This window comes from Helicobacter sp. MIT 05-5294 (assembly GCF_000765675.1).
Lineage (GTDB): Bacteria > Campylobacterota > Campylobacteria > Campylobacterales > Helicobacteraceae > Helicobacter_D.
In genome coordinates this window covers 94,265-111,551 of record NZ_JRPA02000006.1, presented here as the reverse complement: position 1 = coordinate 111,551, position 17,287 = coordinate 94,265, and the positions used below count along the sequence as shown (strand labels likewise).

Sequence of the window (17,287 nt, the reverse complement as noted above, 5' to 3'; positions counted from 1 at the left end):
GATTGTGATTTCTTTTGTTTGTTCGGTGTTAGAAGCAGCTTTGCTTTCTGTTACGCCTCCATTTATGGAAAGCTATGCGAAATCTCACCCTAAAAGTGGCAAGATTTTAAAATACTTAAAAGAAAATATTGATAATGCCGTGGGCGCGATTTTGGTTGTCAATACCTTTGCAAACACCGTGGGCGCGGCAGGAGTGGGCGCACAAGCAGTGGAGATTTTTGGCGAATCTTGGCAAGGATTCGTTGCTTTATTTATGACTTTGTGCATTTTGTATATTTCCGAGATTCTACCCAAAACTATCGGCGCGACTTATTGGAAAATACTTGTTTTGCCAATGTCTTATTGTATTTTTACGCTTTATTGCATTACCTTTCCTTTTGTGTATATTTCACGCATTATTACGCATTTATTCAAGAGAAAAGATACCAACCAAATGAGCCGTGATGAGATTTTGGCGATTATGGACCTTGGAGAGAAAAGCGGTTCTATCAATGAGCTAGAGGGCGACATTTTGGAGCATTTGATTGTGCAAAAAACACTTAAAACCAAAGATATTATGACGCCCAAAGACAAGATTTTCGCACTAGAAGAAACGATAAGCATTCAAAAGTCTTTAGAGATTCCTAATGTGCATAAATATTCTAGGATTCCTTTGTTTGCCAAAAGCCTAGACAATATCAACGCGGTGGTGTTTAAAAAGAACATTTTACGCTCAAACCTTGAAGAAAAAGGCGCGGAGAGTTTGCAAGCTATCGCAAAAAACATTTTCAAGGTAGAATCCCAAATGGGCGTGTTGGATTTGCTAGAAAAGTTTATCTCACAAAAAGAACATTTGTTTTTGGTTGTTGATGAGACGCAAAAAGTCGTGGGTATCGTGGCGTTAGAAGATGCGATTAATGCCGCGCTTGGCGTGGGTAACTTGCAGCAGAGATAGGAGAAAATATGATTCTTTTAGTTGTTTATTGCTTAGTTGCAATTGTTTTTACTTTTTTTTGCTCCATTATGGAATCTGTGTTTTTGTCTATCACTCCGTCTTTTGTCGCGAGTTTTGAAAAGCAAAACCCAAAAGTTGGGGCGCGTTTGAAATATCTCAAAGATAATGTTGATGACGCAGAGGGGGCAATTTTGGTTTTGAATACCTTTGCGACAACAGCGGCGGCAACGGGAGTTGGAATCCAAGTTGCAAGTCTTTATGGTTTGGATTATCAAGCATTGGGAGCGGCAATTTTGACGATTGTGTTGATTTATTTTTCCGAGATTCTACCCAAAACTATCGGCGCGACTTATTGGAAAAATCTAGCTCCTTATGTAACGCTAAGCATTCATTATCTCCTAAAAATCGTTTTTCCTTTTGTTTGGATTGCGAAGCTAATTACGCGCTTTGTCAAAACAAGCTCTAGCTTGTTTATCGGGCGCGATGAGATTCTAGCGGCTAGTCAAATAGGACATCAAAGCGGTTCTATTTCTATGCGCGAAGAATATATCATAGAGAATCTACTCAAACTCAAAAACTATCAAGCCATTGATATTCTCACGCCTCGTAGCGTGGTTGTTTCACTATGTTATAGCGATACGCTTCAAGAAGCATTAAGCCTCAAAGAAATTCACAACTACTCTAGGATTCCTGTTTATGGTGAAAACGAAGATTTTGTGATTGGAATCGTGCATACACAAGATATTTTAGAAGCCGGGCTAAAAGAAGGTGCGCAGAAGCGAACCATCGGGGATTTAATGCGACCGGTTTATGTTGTGTCGTTTAATCTCTCTGTGCTAAATCTGCTGAATCTTTTTATTTCTCAAAAAGAACAATTATTTGTCGTGCAAGATAGATATGGGCAATTTTATGGCGTGGTTACGCGTGAAGATGCGATTGAAACCCTGCTTGGCAAAGAGATTTTAGATGAGTTTGACGAAGTAGCAGATATGCAAAAAGTAGCAGCGGAAAACATCAAAAAATACCGCCAAAAATATCAAGACAGAATCAAGAGGATAGAGTAATAAGGAAGCTATCATTTCGCGTGAGATTCCGCTAGAAAATCCAAAAAAAATTCCACGCCAAAGCGCGGGTTTGCGCAAAAACCGCACAACAAAGAATAAAATACGAAAGACTTAAGCCGACATCGTGGCAGTGTGGCGGTTTTGTGAAGATTTCACTTTGCCACATTCCGCCAAACCCACAAAACGCATAAATCCCTAACTCATCGTGCGTTTGGCATTTAGCAGCGCAAGAAGTGCTACGCCCACATCTCCAAAAAGTGCCAACCATAGATTTGCCAAACCCAACGCCCCCAAAACCATAATCGCCGCTTTCACCCCAAGTGCGAAGACAATGTTTTCTAATAGGATTCTGCGTGTTTTGTTAGCAATTTCAAGCGTTTGTGGAATCTTGTTTAAATCATCGTCCATAATCACAATATCAGCCCCCTCTAACGCCACATCACTACCGACTTTGCCCATTGCGATTCCAATATCACTAAGCGCGAGTGAGGGTGCGTCATTAATGCCATCGCCTACGAAAATCACCTTTTTGCCCTTTGCCTTTTGGATTTGTAGAATCTCTTTTAAATGTGCGACTTTTTGATGGGGGAGCAAATTAGCATAATATGTAGAAATGCCCACGCTTTGGGCGACTTCTTGTGCCACGCTTTGTTTGTCGCCACTTAACATAACCAAATCCATAGATTTTGCGGAGAGTTTCAAAAGCGCGTCTTTGGCTTCTTCTTTGAGTGCGTCTTCTAAAGTAAATGCGCCGATGATTTGGTTTTCAAGACTTAAAAACACTTGGCACTTCGCACTTTGCTCCTCGCAAATCTCACGCTTGATGAGGGATTCTATAAACCGCGCATTACCTAGCGCAAATGCCTTTCCATTGAGGGTTGCACGAATGCCACCTCCGGCGTATTCCTTGAAATCTTCAATCCTATCTTGCGTATTTTGCACAGAATTCAATGCCGCATTTTGTGGAATCGCGTAGTTTAAAATCGCTTTGGCAATAGGGTGGTTAGAATGCGATTCTAGTATTTGGGCATTTTTTAGCACAAAATCTTTGTCGTATTCTCCAAAAACTTGAACCTCTTTGACAACAAGTTCGCCTTTTGTCAGTGTGCCGGTTTTGTCAAACACAATCGTGCCTGTGGAATATAGGGATTCTAAATAGCTTGAACCTTTAATTAAGATTCCCATTTTGGAGGCTTTTCCAAGCGAAGCAAAAAAGGTAAGAGGGATTGAAATCACGAGCGCACAAGGACAAGAAACGACTAAAAAAATGATTCCACGATAAGACCAAGTTTTGAACGCTTCCATAAAATCCGCACCTAATGCCCAAAAATAGAAAGTCGGCAAAAGCGTGATAGCAAAGGCTAAAAGCGTAACAATGGGCGTATAATACCGCGCGAATTTCGTGATGAACTCTTCGCTATGGCTTTTTTGCGCATTGCCCTCTTCAATCAAACGCAAAATCTTGCTAAATGCGGAATCTGCGTAATTTTGCGTCGCCTCTATTTGTAGGTTTGCGTCTAAATTGATTCCGCCGGAAAGAACTTTATCGCCCACAATTACACTTTGCGGGATAGATTCACCATTGAGTGCGGAATTATCCACACTGCCCTCGCCCTTGATGATTTTGCCATCTGCAGGGATTCTTTCTCCCGCAAACACAACCAAAACATCGCCCTTTTGAATCTCTTTAGGGTGAATGCTCACTTGCACCCCCTCACGCAAAACTCTCGCACTTTCAATTTTTAGTGCGCTTAGGTTTTGGATTTGTTTTTTGGCTTTGGCTACAACACGCTCTTCTAGGCTTTCTCCAATGCGATAAAACACCAAAATCGCAACCGCTTCCGCACTCTCTCCAATATAAAACGCACTTAAAGAAGCAAGTGCCATTAAGGTATTTTCGTTAAAATATTCGCGGCTGATTAGCCCAATAAAGGCTTCTTTTAGGATTCCAAACCCCAAAACAAGGTAGCATAAGATGAAAATCGCGCTCAAAAGCGTAGAATCCAAAGACAATCCAATCCACCCAAAATCCACCAAAAGCGCGAAACCATAAAGAATCATTGCGCCCCCAAAAAGGACATTGCTTAAAACGCCTTGTGTGCTTGTTTCTTGTGGGGCTTTAGATTCTGTATTTTGTAACGCGTTTTGGCATTCTTCGTTGCAACAACTCATTTTCGCCTCCTTACATTTCTTGGATATGCTCTAAGCCTTGATTGAAAATCTTTTCAATATGGTCGTCATCTAGGGAATAAAAAACTTCTTTGCCGATTTTTTGGTAGCGCACAAGTCGCGCTTGACGCAGGATTCTTAGCTGATGAGAAACCGCACTTGGCGTGAGGTTTAGAAGCTGTGAGATTTCATTGACGCAAAGTTTATCAACCTGCAAAAGCGAAAGAATCCGAATCCTTGAAGAATCTCCAAAGATTTTAAACAACTCTGCCAAATCATAAAGCAATTCTTCTTTGGGCAATGTTTTTAGAATGGTTTGCAAGGTTTTTGCACGATTTTCATCAATTTCTGGCATAGAATTTCCTTTGATTTTCATTTATTATAATATATGAGCATTTGTTCATATATTAAATTATAAGAGAAGTTTTCTTAAAGATTAATGAAGGATTGCGGAATCGTGCAAGGATTTCACCGCTGTGTCATTGCGCGAAATGAGCAGGGCGAACGATAAAGCAATCCAAATCTAAACAAAAGAGGATTCTACAATGCGAGATTTTAGATTGTAGATTGCCACGACTTCTACGAAGTCTCGCAATAACGCAGTAGAATCTTTGGTAGTGGTTTTAGATTGTAGATTTGCAAGTGCAGGTGAAATTTGTTTCATAAATTGTGCGCCACGATTCCGCTATTGCGGAATCTCGCAATGACGACAAGCAATACAATGCGCAATGTAGAATCGCGCAGGAATGCAATAGAAAATCCGCACAGAGGATTAATAAGCTCTAGGATAGCATTTCCATTCAATTTCTTTAGCGGTTAATTGCATATTTTGTGGCAAACCTGTTTGTGGATTAACCGCTTGGGCATTGCTTTCTGCATACGCGTTGTATCCTCCATAAGGAATCGCCTCTACTTTTACGAATTTTCCAATCGTCAAATCCTTAAAAGTCCCATAAACATCTTGCCCAAAAGCACCGCAATCATCGCCTTTAATCTCTGTATAAGGCAAAACTTTAATCACAAGTTGTCCGCTAGGACCTGCTAGGGTAATGGTTTTGTTCGCGTTATCCACAGCGGCGATTTGTCCTTGCACATCAAAGTCATAATCCGCCATCGCAGAAGTGGTAAGAATCGCCGCACTTAGGAATGCTCCAAAGAATTTCAAAGTTTTCATTTCATCTCCTTAGATTGTTTTATTTTCGCCTGAAATTATAAAAACACTTTGTCAATAAATTGTGAAGATAATCTCAAATTTCTATGAATTTGCCCTGCAACTTCACTTGCCCAACAAATAATCTACTTTGTAGATGAAATCTTCCGCGTCTTTTAGCGCGTCTTGGAGGATTAGATATTTTCCATTGACGATAAAAGCCGGAACGCTTTGTATGCCTGTTTGTTCAACGGAATCCTGCCAAACTTTAAGCATTTCTTGCACTTCTTGGCTTCTTCGTTGCGTTTCAAACTTGGTTTGTGAAATCTCCATCGCGTCCAATCCCCACGCGATGAACGCTTCTTTGTTTTTAAATTTTTTTTGTTGTTTGAAAAATGCGTCAAAATAGGCGTTACTCGCGCGTCTAAAATAAGATTCAATATCTCTTGAATGCAAATTACGCTCTGCATCAATGCTAACTGCTACTGCTAGAACCTCACTTGCTTGTGCGCTAAAGGCATTTTGCGTGATAATATGATAGGGCAAAAACACCGCCTCTTGTGGAATCACGGCGAATAATCTTGGCAGAATCTCGCTCATTTTGGCACAATGCGGACAACCTACATTAAAAATCTCTACGATAGATTTTTGTGGCACATCAAGAGGCTTTTGAAGCACGATATAGTCTCTGCCCTCTTTTAAGGTCTGCGCATTGAGTGTATTAAATGCCAAAAATACGCCAAAAATCGCGCCAAAGATGAATTTTGTAAATTTTAGATATGATGGATTTCTCATAAGGTTTCCTTTGGATTTTTATTGGGCAATTATAGCAAAATCAAAGATTCTTATGCGGGAAAAATAGATAAAATGTGGAATCCACTGATTGCGTAAGGCTTAAAAATCGCATTTGTGGCGATTTCCAGCGACGACATAGAGGCAATGATAAGTCAAAACATTGCAAAATCGCTCTTGATAGGCTTTTAAATGTGTTTTATGGAGCGAAAAATCGTGCTTTAGAGAATTTACTCCTGTGCTTTGTAAATGCCTAAAAACTTCAAGCGCATTAGGGAATCGTAGCTGTTTTTTGTCCGCGAAAGATTCTAAAATTTCAAAATTTGCCCCCAAAATTTTTGCATAATCCTCCAAGTTTAAATATTCCAATCCCACACTAGAGAGTTCGCGCAACTCTTTGTAGTTTTCCTTACCAAAAGTGCTAAAAGCCAAGAATCCATTAGGGCTTAACAAAGCATTGAGTTTAGGCAAAAAACTAGGCTGATGCACCCATTGAATCGCGGCATTGGAAAGAATCAAATCGTATTTTAAGGTTGGCTGAACGCTTTGGAGCGCGTTAAAATCTTCAAAATCCGCTTGTAGAAATTTTATTTTGCTCTTAGTTTTTTGTCCAATCTCTGCAAACTCGCGAGAAAAATCCACCAAATCAACCGCCAAAAAAGATTCAAAATCAAAGATTTGCAGAAGTTTTTGACATAAGATTCCATTGCCACTTCCCAATTCTAAGACATTGGCTAAATTTCGCTTTGGGCAGTGTTTGGATAGCATTTGAAGCAAGGTGTGTTGCATTTCTTGTTGTATCGTCGCATTTTGGGCATAAGTTGGCTTTGCTTTGTGGAATCTTGCTTGGATTTGTGCTTTTGTGTGCATTAGAGTTGCCATTTGAAAAACGCAAAGTGCGGGGCGTCTATCTCTAGGATTTGGTTGCTTTTGTCTCTTTCGCGCCGATAAGAATCCCAAAACGCCCTCTGCGCTTCTGGATTAAAAACCAAATCTTGTTTAGAAATAATAGCTTGGTCCCAAAGAATCGTATTTGTAAGCTTGTCAAATTGTGCGCAAGATTGGATAAAGAATCCCAACTCTTCACGCAAAACTTTAGAATCCCGAAAAACAAAATCATTGGCTTTGTCTAAAAATTCCCCAAACAAGTTGCACTTAAAAGATTCCAAATCAAAAGATTTTTGTGTGAGCTTAAAAAGTCTAGGCAGGATTCCAAACTTCAGATGAATGCCAAACTCTGTGCCATTGATTGCGATTTTGCGCACGAAATTCAAAGAATCCTCTTTAGCAGAATCTCGCCGCATAAAATCCTGCGATTCCCCCTGTAAATCATCTTGCAAGGATTCCAAAAAAACCCGTGCGGCAAACACGCCCATAGAAAAGCCCAACAAAGTGATTTTGGATTCTTTGCCAATTTCTTTTAAAAGTGCCTTTAATGCGCTAAAATCTAAGTGCCGATAATGATAAACGATAATGCAATCATAACCTTGCGGGATAAAGGGCAAAAAATGCGAGGGGTGTGCGGCAAATCCGCCAAAGAGTAGTAGGCAGTTTTCGCGATTATTGCATTGATGATAAAGACGCATAATGAATCTTTTTAAGCGCAAAAACTAGGGATTCCAATCGTTCAAAGGGGAGATTGGCGGTGAGTGAGAATCTCAAAAGTGCGCGATTCTTTGGAGTAGTTGGGGATTTGATTGCCGGAGCGAAATAGCCCTCTTGTTCTAAGGCTTTGGCAAAATACACTGCCTTAGCATTTTCTCCTAGAATCAAACTAACAATATTATAATCCCCCGATATTTCTAAGTCTAAATGCTGTGCAAGAAGTGCCTTAAAATCCGCGCTAAGCTTCGCTAGGGCGATTCTTTGTTGGGTTAAATTTGGCAATTCCAAAAATCCAAAAAGGCTTCGCGCGACATTAAGCGGCGGCAAAGCAGTAGAATAAATCAAAGAACGCGAAAAATTAATGAAATATTCGCAAAAAACAGAATCGCACAACACACAAGCTCCCATAGAAGCGAGTGCCTTGCCAAAGGTTAGCACGAGAAAATCCACAGATTCCAACAATCCCAAATCCGCACACAATCCCAATCCCCCCTCGCCAAAACTCCCAATGCTATGCGCCTCATCAAGATACAAATAAACATTATTAAACGCTTTTTTTAGCGCGACCATTTCCTGCAAAGGCGCGAAATCCCCCTCCATACTGAAAAGCCCCTCACTTAGGATAAAAATCGCGTCGTATTGGTGCGCATTTTTTTGCACGATTTGTCTAAGCGAGACAATATCATTATGCGGAAATCTTTTAAGATTCACAGGTTTAAAGGATTTTAGCCCATCAATATGACTTGCATGAATGGATTTATCCGCGACAAACAGCACATTTTTCAGTGCATTTAACGCGCCCAATGCACCCAAATTTGCGTGGAATCCGCTGTTAAAAAGCAAGGCTTGTTTGCCAAAAATGCGCGATAAATGGGATTCTAAACGCGTGTAAATTTCAAAGTTTCCGCTTAATAGGCGCGAAGAAGAGGAGCTAAAAATCAAGGATTCCTTAAAGAGTGCAGAATCCAAAAAAGATTCATTAAAAGATTCATCACTTGCAAGTCCCAAATAATCGTTACTTGCGAGATTTAATAGCCATTTTGCATTGGGGTTTGTTTGGTCGCTTGAAACATTGGAAACATTTGCGGATTTAAAGATTTGGAATCCCTCGTGTTTTTGGGCAATCAAAGCGCGATAATTGCAATCTTGCCTTAAGTTTTCAAGCGTTTGGGAGATTTGCGATTCTATGGCGCAATGGGTTGATTTTAATAGAGACATTTGCACAAATGCCTTTTAAGCCTTTGTGCTTTGAAGCAGTTTCGCAAACTCGTTAAAAAGTGCAGCGGATTCTAAAGGTCCCGGTCCGGCTTCTGGGTGGTGCTGAAAAGAACAAATCAATGCGTTTTTGTAGCGCACCCCCTCAATTGTGCCATCAAACAAGTTGCGGTGCGTTACTTCTGCAATCTCTTGTATGGATTCTGGCACGGAGTAATTGTGATTTTGCGCGGTGATTTCTATTTCTTGCGTGATAAGATTTTTCACCGGGTGATTGCCTCCATGATGTCCGAATTTCAGCTTATAAGTCGGATAACCTTGTGCGAGTGCGAGTAACTGATGCCCCAAACAAATCGCAAAAAGCGGAATCTTCGCGGCGATTAATTCTTTGATTTGGGCGATTTCTGTATGCAAAACCTGCGGGTCGCCGGGTCCATTAGAAAGAAAGATTCCATCAAACTCGCCTTTTTTGTAACGCGCAATTAAGGATTGTGCATCAAAGTTATGCGGAATCACCTCCACATCAAAACCCGCATTGACGAGTTGGTTTAAAATACTGCGTTTGATTCCAAAGTCAATAGCGAGGATTTTTTGGTGCGTTTTTGGCGTTTCATAATCCATCGTTTTGAAGTTAAATTTGCCATAAGAATGTTGGTAGGGTGCTTGTGTACTGACTTCTTGGATATAGTTGATTTCTTCAATTTTGGGGCTGTTTTCTAGTTGTTTTTTAAGTTTTTCTTTGTCAGAGATTTTTGTAGAGGCAATCATCATCATCGCTCCCTCTTCACGCAACACTTTTGTAAGCAATCGCGTATCAATCTCGCTAATTCCCATTACATCGTGTTCTTTGAGAAAATCCCCTAAGCTTTTTTGTGCGCGAAAATTAGAAAAATCCGCGTTATAATGGCGACACAAAATCCCTTTAGCGAAGATTCCGCGACTTTCCATATCTTGCTTATTCGTGCCTACGATTCCAATCTCTGGCATTGTAAAGCACACAAATTGTCCCGCATAACTCGGGTCTGTCGTAATTTCTTGATAGCCCGTAAGTGAGGTGTTAAAAACCAATTCCCCCACGCTTGTTTTATCGTTTCCAAAGCTCTTTGCCTTGAAAAACAAGCCATTTGCCAAATAAACCCAAACATCTTTTAGCGGAGCTTCCATCATAAAAACCCTTTCTTCTTAAGCTCTTCTTGATAGAGTTTATCAAAAATCAAATCATATTCTTCGCTTCCAAAAACGATTTTGCGTTTGTAGTTGGAAATGCGCTCACTCACTATCTCTTCAATCTCATTGTAGATTCTTGAATAGCTGTTGATTGCTTTGAAAATCACATTGACAATGCGCGTCTCTGAAGTCGCAGAATCAATCAGGTCTTCTTCAAAAAGCTCATCAAGAATCTTGTGCGCTAGGTGATTGTAGCGGTCTTCAAAACTCAAGATAAAGTTTTCATTTTCTGCTAATCTTTGCTTGATTTTCCAAAAAAGTTGGTGTTCGTCTGCTTGCATAAATTCAATTTCATCTAAGTTTTCTTCTAGGATTTCTCTAGCTCTTTCTTCTATGTTTGCTTCTTCTTGAATGTTTGCTGCAATGAACTTTTGCGCGACTTTTGAAATGCTCTCTAATCCGTGCAAAACACTTACAAATCCGCAGTTTGATAAATCTAATGCTATTTTATTTCCGATATAAGGGGCATGTGCGAGTTTAAATTTCATGGCATACCTTTAAATTTTTGCGCTATTTTAGCGTGTTATCTCTTAAAATATGCCTTTTTGTGTGTTTTAAATCATTTTAGATTTTAGCATTTGTGATTTTAACTTTTGGGCGTTTTCTTGGAAGCTCGTTAAGTCGTGATATTGTGGGAAATGCGCAATTTTAATGGAAGCATACGATTCAATAAATGCGTCCATTTGCGGATTGGAATCTTTGCTAACAATCAAGCCAAGCAATGGAATCTCTCGCGTCTTTAATGCGTCAATGCTTAGCAAAATATGATTGATTCCTCCAAGATAATATCCGCCAACTAGCAAACAAGGAAGCTTAGAGAATCCCAAAAAATCAATCATACAATTTTGTTGGTCTAATGGTGTGAAAAGCCCCCCGGCACTTTCAACGAGCAAATTTTCTGAAAGGGGCAATGGAATCTGCAATCCGTCATAATGCACATTTTCTTTTTGCATACCAATATGAGGACTAGCGGGGGTTTGCAGAGTGATTCCATTGGGGAAAATTTTAGTTTTTGGCGATAGGGATTGGATTCTTTGGCTATCTGTTGGCACACCTGCTTGAACGAGTTTGAAATAATCCAATCCCAACGCATAGCACAAAGCCGCACTTACAGAGGTTTTACCTATATCTGTATGGCTTCCAGCGATAAAAATTTGCATAGGGATTCCTTAAAATATTTGGGGAATTATAATACAATTCTTATTTGATGATTGCCACAGGAATTCCGCCCTATTTTAAATGCAGAATCTCTTTGTGCTACTACAAGAAGTAAGGAGTGTGGCAGAATCCTAAAACCACAGATTATCCAACAATCGCACACCTTCTACACGAGCGACAACAAGAATCAAAGTAGAATCTTTTTGGATTTGCTCTAAAGGCTGCAATTCGTGATTGACAATTTCAAAATATTCTACTTCTAGCCCCTCTAAAATCTCTAAAGCGATTCTTTTAAGCTCTTGAGATTCTTTGATTCCGCGCATAATGGCTTTGGTTGTAGCATTTAAAGAAGCAGAAATCTTCAAGGCTTGTTGGATTCCATTTGCACTCAAATAAGCATTGCGTGAGCTTAGTGCCAAACCCTCTTCGTTGCGCACGATTGGGCAAGGAATAATTTGTATGGGCAAAAACAAATCTTGGACCATTTTTTGGACAATCAATAATTGTTGGGCGTCTTTTTGCCCAAAAAATGCTTTGTTAGGGCGCACGAGATTAAAAAGCTTCAAAACGATTTGCAACACGCCATTAAAATGCCCCGGTCGTGTTTTGCCCTCTAATACATTTGCCATTGCTTTGGGTGCATTAAAAGTGATTTGCAGTGTAGAATCTAGCGGATACATTTGTTCAATTTCAGGCATAAACACAACATTGACGCCGGCTTTGTTACAAATATGCAAATCCGCTTCTTTTTTGCGTGGATATTGGCTAAAATCCTCGTTTGCTCCAAATTGCGTTGGATTCACAAAAAGCGAAACAATCGTGCAATCACAATGCGCACGACTCGTTTCAATCAAGGACAAATGTCCTTTGTGCAAAGCCCCCATAGTCGGCACTAAACCAATGGTTTTCGTCGGATTTTGGGATTTGTATTGAGCGATAAATTCTCGTAATTCTTGCGTGGTTGTAAATACTTGCATACGATTCCTTTTTGGCAAAAAATAAGAATTATGCAATTAGAGAGTTAAAAAATAAATAAAAAACAAAGAATTATGCTAAAATCTTGATTTTGATATTAAGCTTATTTGAATAAGGTTTAGGTTTGGAATTACAGGGGTTAAAAGAGTTAGTTAAGATTTCTGATTGGGACTTTTTGGGTTTAAACGAAAAAGTCATTTCATCTTATACAAAGCCCGGCGACAAGGTGATTGTGCCTTATATGAGTGCCGATGTTTTTGCGTTTGAATCCGCGATTAATGAGCGGAGATGTTTGATTTATGATAACAATCCGCTAGTAAAGATTAACTTTGAATCGGATTTTTTCTATCCGAGCTTGGCGGGGCTTAAAAGTCGTTTGAACGAGATTAAGACAATCGGAAACTTCCCAGATTGTGGGGTTAAAAAATTTCTCCACCCCAAAACCTATAACGAAGCAATGGCGATTCGCTTGTTTTTGGAGGGAGAGCCAAAAGACGCGATTAATTTATGGATTAAATGTTTGAGTGCTGAAGCCCTAAAAATGCCAAAAGCGGGGAAAGGCGACCTTGAAGAATTAGAATACATTGATATTAAAGACTTTGTGTTTAAGCGATACAAAATAATCTTTAGCGAAGTTGATCCGATGAGGGTTTTGCTACTACACAAAGCCGCACCGGAATTTCTAAACGACGAAAAAGAGCTAGACGAAGCCTTAAAAGGCACAAAGGTAAAATTAGCGCATTACGCGCCTTACCGCTTCAATGTCAAGGAATATTACAACAAAAACATCTTAAAAATGTGGTTTCACAAAATCAGCAAAGAACGGCTAATGGTAGCGTTTGTAGAAGATGAAGCTGCATGGAATCAAAGATGTAAGAAAGACTTTTTGACCTTGCATAAGCGACTAGCCAGTGGCGGGTTGATTTTGGTAGAAAAAGCAAATGAATATTCTGTGGAAGAATTTTTGAAGCTTTCGTTTTTTTATGGTTATGAAAATGTCCGCGCGTTTTGCAACACAAAAGGTGTGCAGGCTTATTTGATGAAAAAGCTAGGATAATGCGGAATCGCCTTTGTTTGGATTGTGGCGGGTTTAGAATCCTAAAAGAATCGCCAAAAGTAATAGATTCGGTTTAGAAGCGTTTGATTTAAGTTGTTATTAAAATTTTTAAGATAAAATTACAAACTCATTTTAAATTTAAATGGCTCGATAGCTCAGTCGGTAGAGCAGGAGACTGAAAATCTCCGTGTCGGTGGTTCGATTCCGCCTCGAGCCACCACTGCATTATTCTTTTATCGCCAAATACAAATTTCCTTTTGCTAAAGTTTATAAATTTTATTTTTTTCTTATAATTTTTGAGTAAGATTCTAATCGCACTTTTGGTGTAATGCTCTTTCTGCAGAATTATCCCTCCCCCCTTAATCTGCAGAAGAGCTTTGAATCTCTAATCCATTTTTTTCCAATTCTAGATTCTATGATAGACGCGCAATGCCCATTATCCCAATCAAGCTACAATGACTTTAGATTCCACACAACACAAAATCCTATCGCCTTAAAAACAGCAACAACACACAATGCGTCTTCGCGCAAAAAAGCAAAGAAGTGTAAATATGCCAATTTACGATTCTACAATGGAATCCTAGGAATCCTATCTAGCTATTTCCCTGCGCTCATTGCTTGAATCATTTCTTGTTCTGTTTTTAGCACTTCCTGTATAAACACATCAATCAGCGCGTCTTGCTTGTATTTGCCCACAATCTCGCCGCGCTTAATCACCAATCCATCGCCACTACCAAAGGCAATCGCAACATCTGCGTGTTTAGCCTCACCCAGCGCATTAACCGCACAACCCATTACAGAGACTTGCATAGGCGTTTTGATTTTGGGCATACGATTCTTTAGTTCTTTGAGTATCGGCACTAAATCCGCTTGTAATCTCCCACAAGTCGGGCAGGAAATATAAGTGATTCCCTCTTTTTGTCTTCCAGAGTAGCGCAGGATTCCACGCGCGACTTCAATTTCTTTTTCTAATTCGCCCGTGATTGATACGCGCATTGTATCACCAATGCCCTCCATCAACAAACCTCCCAAAGCCATTGAACTTTTAATCATAGAGGATTCCAAGTCTCCCGCTTCTGTAACACCCAAATGAAAAGGATAAGCGACCAAAGGACGCAGTGTGCGATAAGCACTCATTGTGCGCTCCACATCACTCGCTTTCAAAGACACTTTAATCGCGTCAAAACCAAAATCCTCTAATAGCTTGATATTATAAAGCGCGGATTCCACCATTCCCTTTGGTGTTGCTCCATATTTGGTTTCAAATTGCTTCTCCAAACTCCCCGCATTCACGCCAATCCGAATCGGAATCTTACGCTCCTTACACGCATCAACAACCGCTTTGATTTTGTCCTTTGAGCCGATATTGCCCGGATTAATGCGAATGCAATCTACCGATTCCGCGGCAATTAACGCGAATTTATAACGAAAATGAATATCCGCGACCAAAGGAAGCGTAATCATATTTTTGAGGCTTTTTAATGCGTGTGCGTCTTCCTCATCACTCACCGCCACGCGCACAATATCACACCCTGCAAGTTGCAAACAATCAATTTGTTTTTTGGTTTCTTGCAGATTCGCAGTTTTGCTATAAGTCATACTTTGCACCGAAATAGGCGCGTCGCCACCCACCAAGACATTCCCCACAGCAATTTGTTTCGTCGGATAGCGCGGTTGTAAAGTTTGGGATTCCATCGTCTTGTTATTTGCCCTTTGCTCCATCTTCTTTGTTTTCTTCTCCGTGTTGGTGTAGCGGTTGGTTATCAATGCACAACAAAGAATCTGCAACAATGGTTGTCAAATAGCCTTTTGGATTGCCATCAAAAGGAATGCTATCTAACACATCACGCAACCCAATTTCATCGGATAGCTTTTTTATTTCTTCATCTTTACCATAGCGTTCAATATAATATTGGAAAGTTTCTCTCCAGCAAATATCCGGCTGCGCTCCGCTTTTGCCCGGGGCGTTTAGCATAAACTCCGAAAGATAAGCGATTTTTAGAATCGCGGCGATTTTATCCCGCCAATATTCAATGTAGAGATATTCTTTTAAGTTGTCCAAAGTTGCCTTGCCATTTCCCGCAGTCGCAAACCCAAAGGCGATTTTCTCATATCTTTTAAAATCGTCATAAAGCTTTTTGTATTCTGGCATAGAACGCAATTCAAAATAAGTTTCCGCCATCTTAAACGCGTCTGCTAGTTTGCGCTCCTTGCAAGCTTGGGCAAACTCTAGTTTAATCTGAATTGTTCTAGCTTTTTCATCAGCAAGAGATTTAAAAGGCGACATAGAAGCAAGTAGCTTACAAATTTCAAGAGCTTTAGTGTAATCGTTTTGGTTTTCATAAGCATTCACGCGTTGTGCAATTTGGTCTCCGATTAGCAAAGCACTTCTATAAATCAAAGTTTCTTTTAAAAACGGCAATCTATCGCACATTTTAAAATATTCCACAAAATTTTTTGCCTTGTATTCTTTGTCGGCTTGAACGAACTTATCGCTATTTCTAAGCAACATCATCGCAGCATCTTTTTTGGATTTCACCGTAACAAAAGGACGCAATAAATCTTGGGCTTTGACTAAATTCCCTTGTGGATCTTGGAAAAGCAATCGCTTAGAAACTTCAAAGGATTTTTCCCAAGTCTCTTCTAGCTTGGCATAAGCCACTGTTTCTTTTAAGTAAGCGTTTTGGTCTACCAATTTATAAGCTTCCATATAATTTTTGGCTTCAATAGCGTCCATAAACTTCGCCACCGCTTCTTTTTGTTGCCAATAATAATCAAACTCCTCTCTTTTGCGAGAATCTAGCATAAAGGGTTCTACAACCGCGGTAGCTTCTTGCAGTTGGTCTTTTGCAAGTAAATCAATCGCTTTTGCCAACATTTCTTTCCATAGGGTTTCTAGCTTCGTGCGGTATTCTTTTAAAGTTTGCAAGAAGATATTTTTTGCCTGAATCAAGCCCAATGCGCCTTTAAGGTCGTTGTTATTGAGCAACTCCATCATCTCCTCACGCGCTTCGTCAATATCTGCAATTTCTATCGTCCCATCAGAATAGCCAAGATAAAGCAGATTTTCTTCCAATCTCATCATTGTGATTCCGCTGTGTTCTAAACTAATAGAATCACTTAATGTATTGTCTTTTAAGTCAATAATGCGCAGTTGTTTGTCTTTTGCTCCAACGATTGCAAATTCTTCTTCCGGGAGCTTACGACATCGCGTAAACCACACGCCTTTAAAAAGGCTTTCTTTGATGAATTTTTGTTCTCGCACATCATAAATCAAGGTTTGCCCATCTTTGGTAACACAAAACAAAAGCGTATCTCCTGCGTAAAAAAACGCATCTTCAATCAAGGATTCCGTCTTAATATCCGCAATAGGCATATTTTTGACAACATCAAAAATCATTGCACTTTTACCAAAACAACCTGCAAATATCAGCCTCCCATCTTCGCTAAAAGCAATAGAAGAAATATAATCAGGCAATGGCGGCAAACTCAAAGCAAGTTGGTAATTATCCGCAGAATACACCAACACGCGCCCATCTTCACCGCCGGTAGCGATATAATCGTCTTCGTGCGAAAAAGCAGCTTTAGAGATTGCGAGTTTTTGCCAAGTGAGCTGCGCAATCGGGGCAATCTCTGGAGTAGTCGTAACCACTACGCCTTTGGTCGCTTTGACGAATCCCATAGCAATTTTAGAAGTCGTGTGAGAAGTAGCAACAGCTTTGCTAAAATGGTGCAGGGGTTCAACTTCTTTGGAAAGCTGCAACGCTTTATCAATCACTTTATTTTCTTTTGAAAAAGTGGAGATGTTATAGAAATTGTCCATACAAATAATAGAATCTTTATCTGTTGCGATTCCAAGCACACTACCGACCAATTTTAAACTGCTTTTTACAGGAAACATTTTTGCTCCTTGATTGACAAAAATAGCGTCAAATCTAAAT

Annotated in this window: 20 protein-coding genes and 1 tRNA gene; 5 read left to right on the top strand and 16 right to left on the bottom strand. The window is 39.9% G+C overall.

Features of this window, described 5'->3' with window-relative positions; all coding sequences use genetic code 11:
• On the top strand, positions 1 to 934 hold a 934-nt coding region (locus LS69_RS04695), incomplete at its 5' end, for a CNNM domain-containing protein (protein WP_138122645.1).
• An 8-nt stretch (positions 935 to 942) separates the two neighbouring features.
• The gene (locus LS69_RS04690; RefSeq protein ID WP_138122643.1) at positions 943 to 1,998 is read left to right on the top strand and encodes a CNNM domain-containing protein; all 1,056 of its coding nucleotides are present in this window, start codon (positions 943 to 945) and stop codon (positions 1,996 to 1,998) included.
• A 31-nt stretch (positions 1,999 to 2,029) separates the two neighbouring features.
• Here the strand turns inward: LS69_RS04690 and LS69_RS04685 are convergent, their stop codons facing one another.
• The 14 genes from LS69_RS04685 to panC form a co-directional block, all read right to left on the bottom strand.
• Entirely contained in the window at positions 2,030 to 2,266 is a 237-nt protein-coding gene (locus tag LS69_RS04685) for a hypothetical protein (RefSeq protein ID WP_138122641.1), read from the bottom strand.
• Positions 2,194 to 4,170 carry a heavy metal translocating P-type ATPase gene (locus tag LS69_RS04680; RefSeq protein ID WP_138122639.1) on the bottom strand — a complete coding sequence of 659 codons (1,977 nt, stop codon included), beginning with the start codon at positions 4,168 to 4,170 and terminating at the stop codon, positions 2,194 to 2,196. Before LS69_RS04680 ends, LS69_RS04685 begins: the two co-directional genes overlap by 73 nt.
• A 10-nt stretch (positions 4,171 to 4,180) precedes the next feature.
• Positions 4,181 to 4,522, bottom strand: a complete 342-nt coding sequence (locus tag LS69_RS04675; RefSeq protein ID WP_138122637.1) for a metalloregulator ArsR/SmtB family transcription factor — start codon at positions 4,520 to 4,522, stop codon at positions 4,181 to 4,183.
• Positions 4,523 to 4,690: 168 nt separating this feature from the next.
• A complete protein-coding gene (locus tag LS69_RS10380; RefSeq protein ID WP_194145411.1) occupies positions 4,691 to 4,831 on the bottom strand; it encodes a hypothetical protein in 141 nt (46 codons plus the stop codon).
• On the bottom strand, positions 4,828 to 4,971 hold the full coding sequence (locus LS69_RS10810; RefSeq protein ID WP_238699139.1) for a hypothetical protein: 144 nt from the start codon (positions 4,969 to 4,971) through the stop codon (positions 4,828 to 4,830). The genes LS69_RS10380 and LS69_RS10810 overlap by 4 nt, the downstream gene beginning before the upstream one ends.
• Entirely contained in the window at positions 4,940 to 5,341 is a 402-nt protein-coding gene (locus LS69_RS04670; protein ID WP_138122635.1) for a hypothetical protein, read from the bottom strand. Before LS69_RS04670 ends, LS69_RS10810 begins: the two co-directional genes overlap by 32 nt.
• A 102-nt stretch (positions 5,342 to 5,443) precedes the next feature.
• Positions 5,444 to 6,112, bottom strand: a complete 669-nt coding sequence (locus tag LS69_RS04665) for a thioredoxin domain-containing protein (protein WP_138122633.1) — start codon at positions 6,110 to 6,112, stop codon at positions 5,444 to 5,446.
• 99 nt (positions 6,113 to 6,211) lie between these two features.
• The gene (locus LS69_RS04660; protein WP_194145410.1) at positions 6,212 to 6,979 is read right to left on the bottom strand and encodes a methyltransferase domain-containing protein; all 768 of its coding nucleotides are present in this window, start codon (positions 6,977 to 6,979) and stop codon (positions 6,212 to 6,214) included.
• Positions 6,979 to 7,695, bottom strand: a complete 717-nt coding sequence (locus LS69_RS04655) for a DUF452 family protein (RefSeq protein WP_138122629.1) — start codon at positions 7,693 to 7,695, stop codon at positions 6,979 to 6,981. Before LS69_RS04655 ends, LS69_RS04660 begins: the two co-directional genes overlap by 1 nt.
• Complete coding sequence (locus LS69_RS04650; RefSeq protein WP_138122627.1) at positions 7,670 to 8,932, bottom strand: aminotransferase class I/II-fold pyridoxal phosphate-dependent enzyme; 1,263 nt, start codon at positions 8,930 to 8,932, stop codon at positions 7,670 to 7,672. The genes LS69_RS04655 and LS69_RS04650 overlap by 26 nt, the downstream gene beginning before the upstream one ends.
• A gap of 15 nt (positions 8,933 to 8,947) precedes the next feature.
• On the bottom strand, positions 8,948 to 10,093 hold the full coding sequence (gene carA, locus LS69_RS04645) for a glutamine-hydrolyzing carbamoyl-phosphate synthase small subunit (protein WP_138122659.1): 1,146 nt from the start codon (positions 10,091 to 10,093) through the stop codon (positions 8,948 to 8,950).
• Positions 10,093 to 10,644 (bottom strand): DUF507 family protein, encoded by a 552-nt coding sequence (locus tag LS69_RS04640; protein ID WP_138122625.1) that lies wholly within the window; start codon positions 10,642 to 10,644, stop codon positions 10,093 to 10,095. The genes carA and LS69_RS04640 overlap by 1 nt, the downstream gene beginning before the upstream one ends.
• Before the next feature lie 66 nt (positions 10,645 to 10,710).
• The gene (gene bioD / locus LS69_RS04635) at positions 10,711 to 11,316 is read right to left on the bottom strand and encodes an ATP-dependent dethiobiotin synthetase BioD (protein ID WP_138122623.1); all 606 of its coding nucleotides are present in this window, start codon (positions 11,314 to 11,316) and stop codon (positions 10,711 to 10,713) included.
• 129 nt (positions 11,317 to 11,445) lie between these two features.
• Positions 11,446 to 12,291 (bottom strand): pantoate--beta-alanine ligase, encoded by an 846-nt coding sequence (gene panC, locus LS69_RS04630; protein ID WP_138122621.1) that lies wholly within the window; start codon positions 12,289 to 12,291, stop codon positions 11,446 to 11,448.
• Between the two features lie 122 nt (positions 12,292 to 12,413).
• Between panC and LS69_RS04625 the strand changes: the two genes are divergently transcribed.
• From LS69_RS04625 to LS69_RS04615, 3 genes are all read left to right on the top strand, one after another.
• On the top strand, positions 12,414 to 13,346 hold the full coding sequence (locus LS69_RS04625) for a hypothetical protein (protein ID WP_138122619.1): 933 nt from the start codon (positions 12,414 to 12,416) through the stop codon (positions 13,344 to 13,346).
• Positions 13,347 to 13,490: 144 nt separating this feature from the next.
• A tRNA-Phe gene (locus LS69_RS04620) sits at positions 13,491 to 13,566 on the top strand.
• 195 nt (positions 13,567 to 13,761) lie between these two features.
• Complete coding sequence (locus LS69_RS04615; protein ID WP_138122617.1) at positions 13,762 to 13,968, top strand: hypothetical protein; 207 nt, start codon at positions 13,762 to 13,764, stop codon at positions 13,966 to 13,968.
• Here the strand turns inward: LS69_RS04615 and ispG are convergent.
• A complete protein-coding gene (ispG, locus tag LS69_RS04610; RefSeq protein WP_138122657.1) occupies positions 13,944 to 15,041 on the bottom strand; it encodes a flavodoxin-dependent (E)-4-hydroxy-3-methylbut-2-enyl-diphosphate synthase in 1,098 nt (365 codons plus the stop codon). The two genes, LS69_RS04615 and ispG, sit on opposite strands and share 25 nt — an antisense overlap.
• 7 nt (positions 15,042 to 15,048) lie before the next feature.
• Positions 15,049 to 17,247 carry a WD40 repeat domain-containing protein gene (locus LS69_RS04605; protein WP_138122615.1) on the bottom strand — a complete coding sequence of 733 codons (2,199 nt, stop codon included), beginning with the start codon at positions 17,245 to 17,247 and terminating at the stop codon, positions 15,049 to 15,051.
• Positions 17,248 to 17,287: the final 40 nt, after the last annotated feature.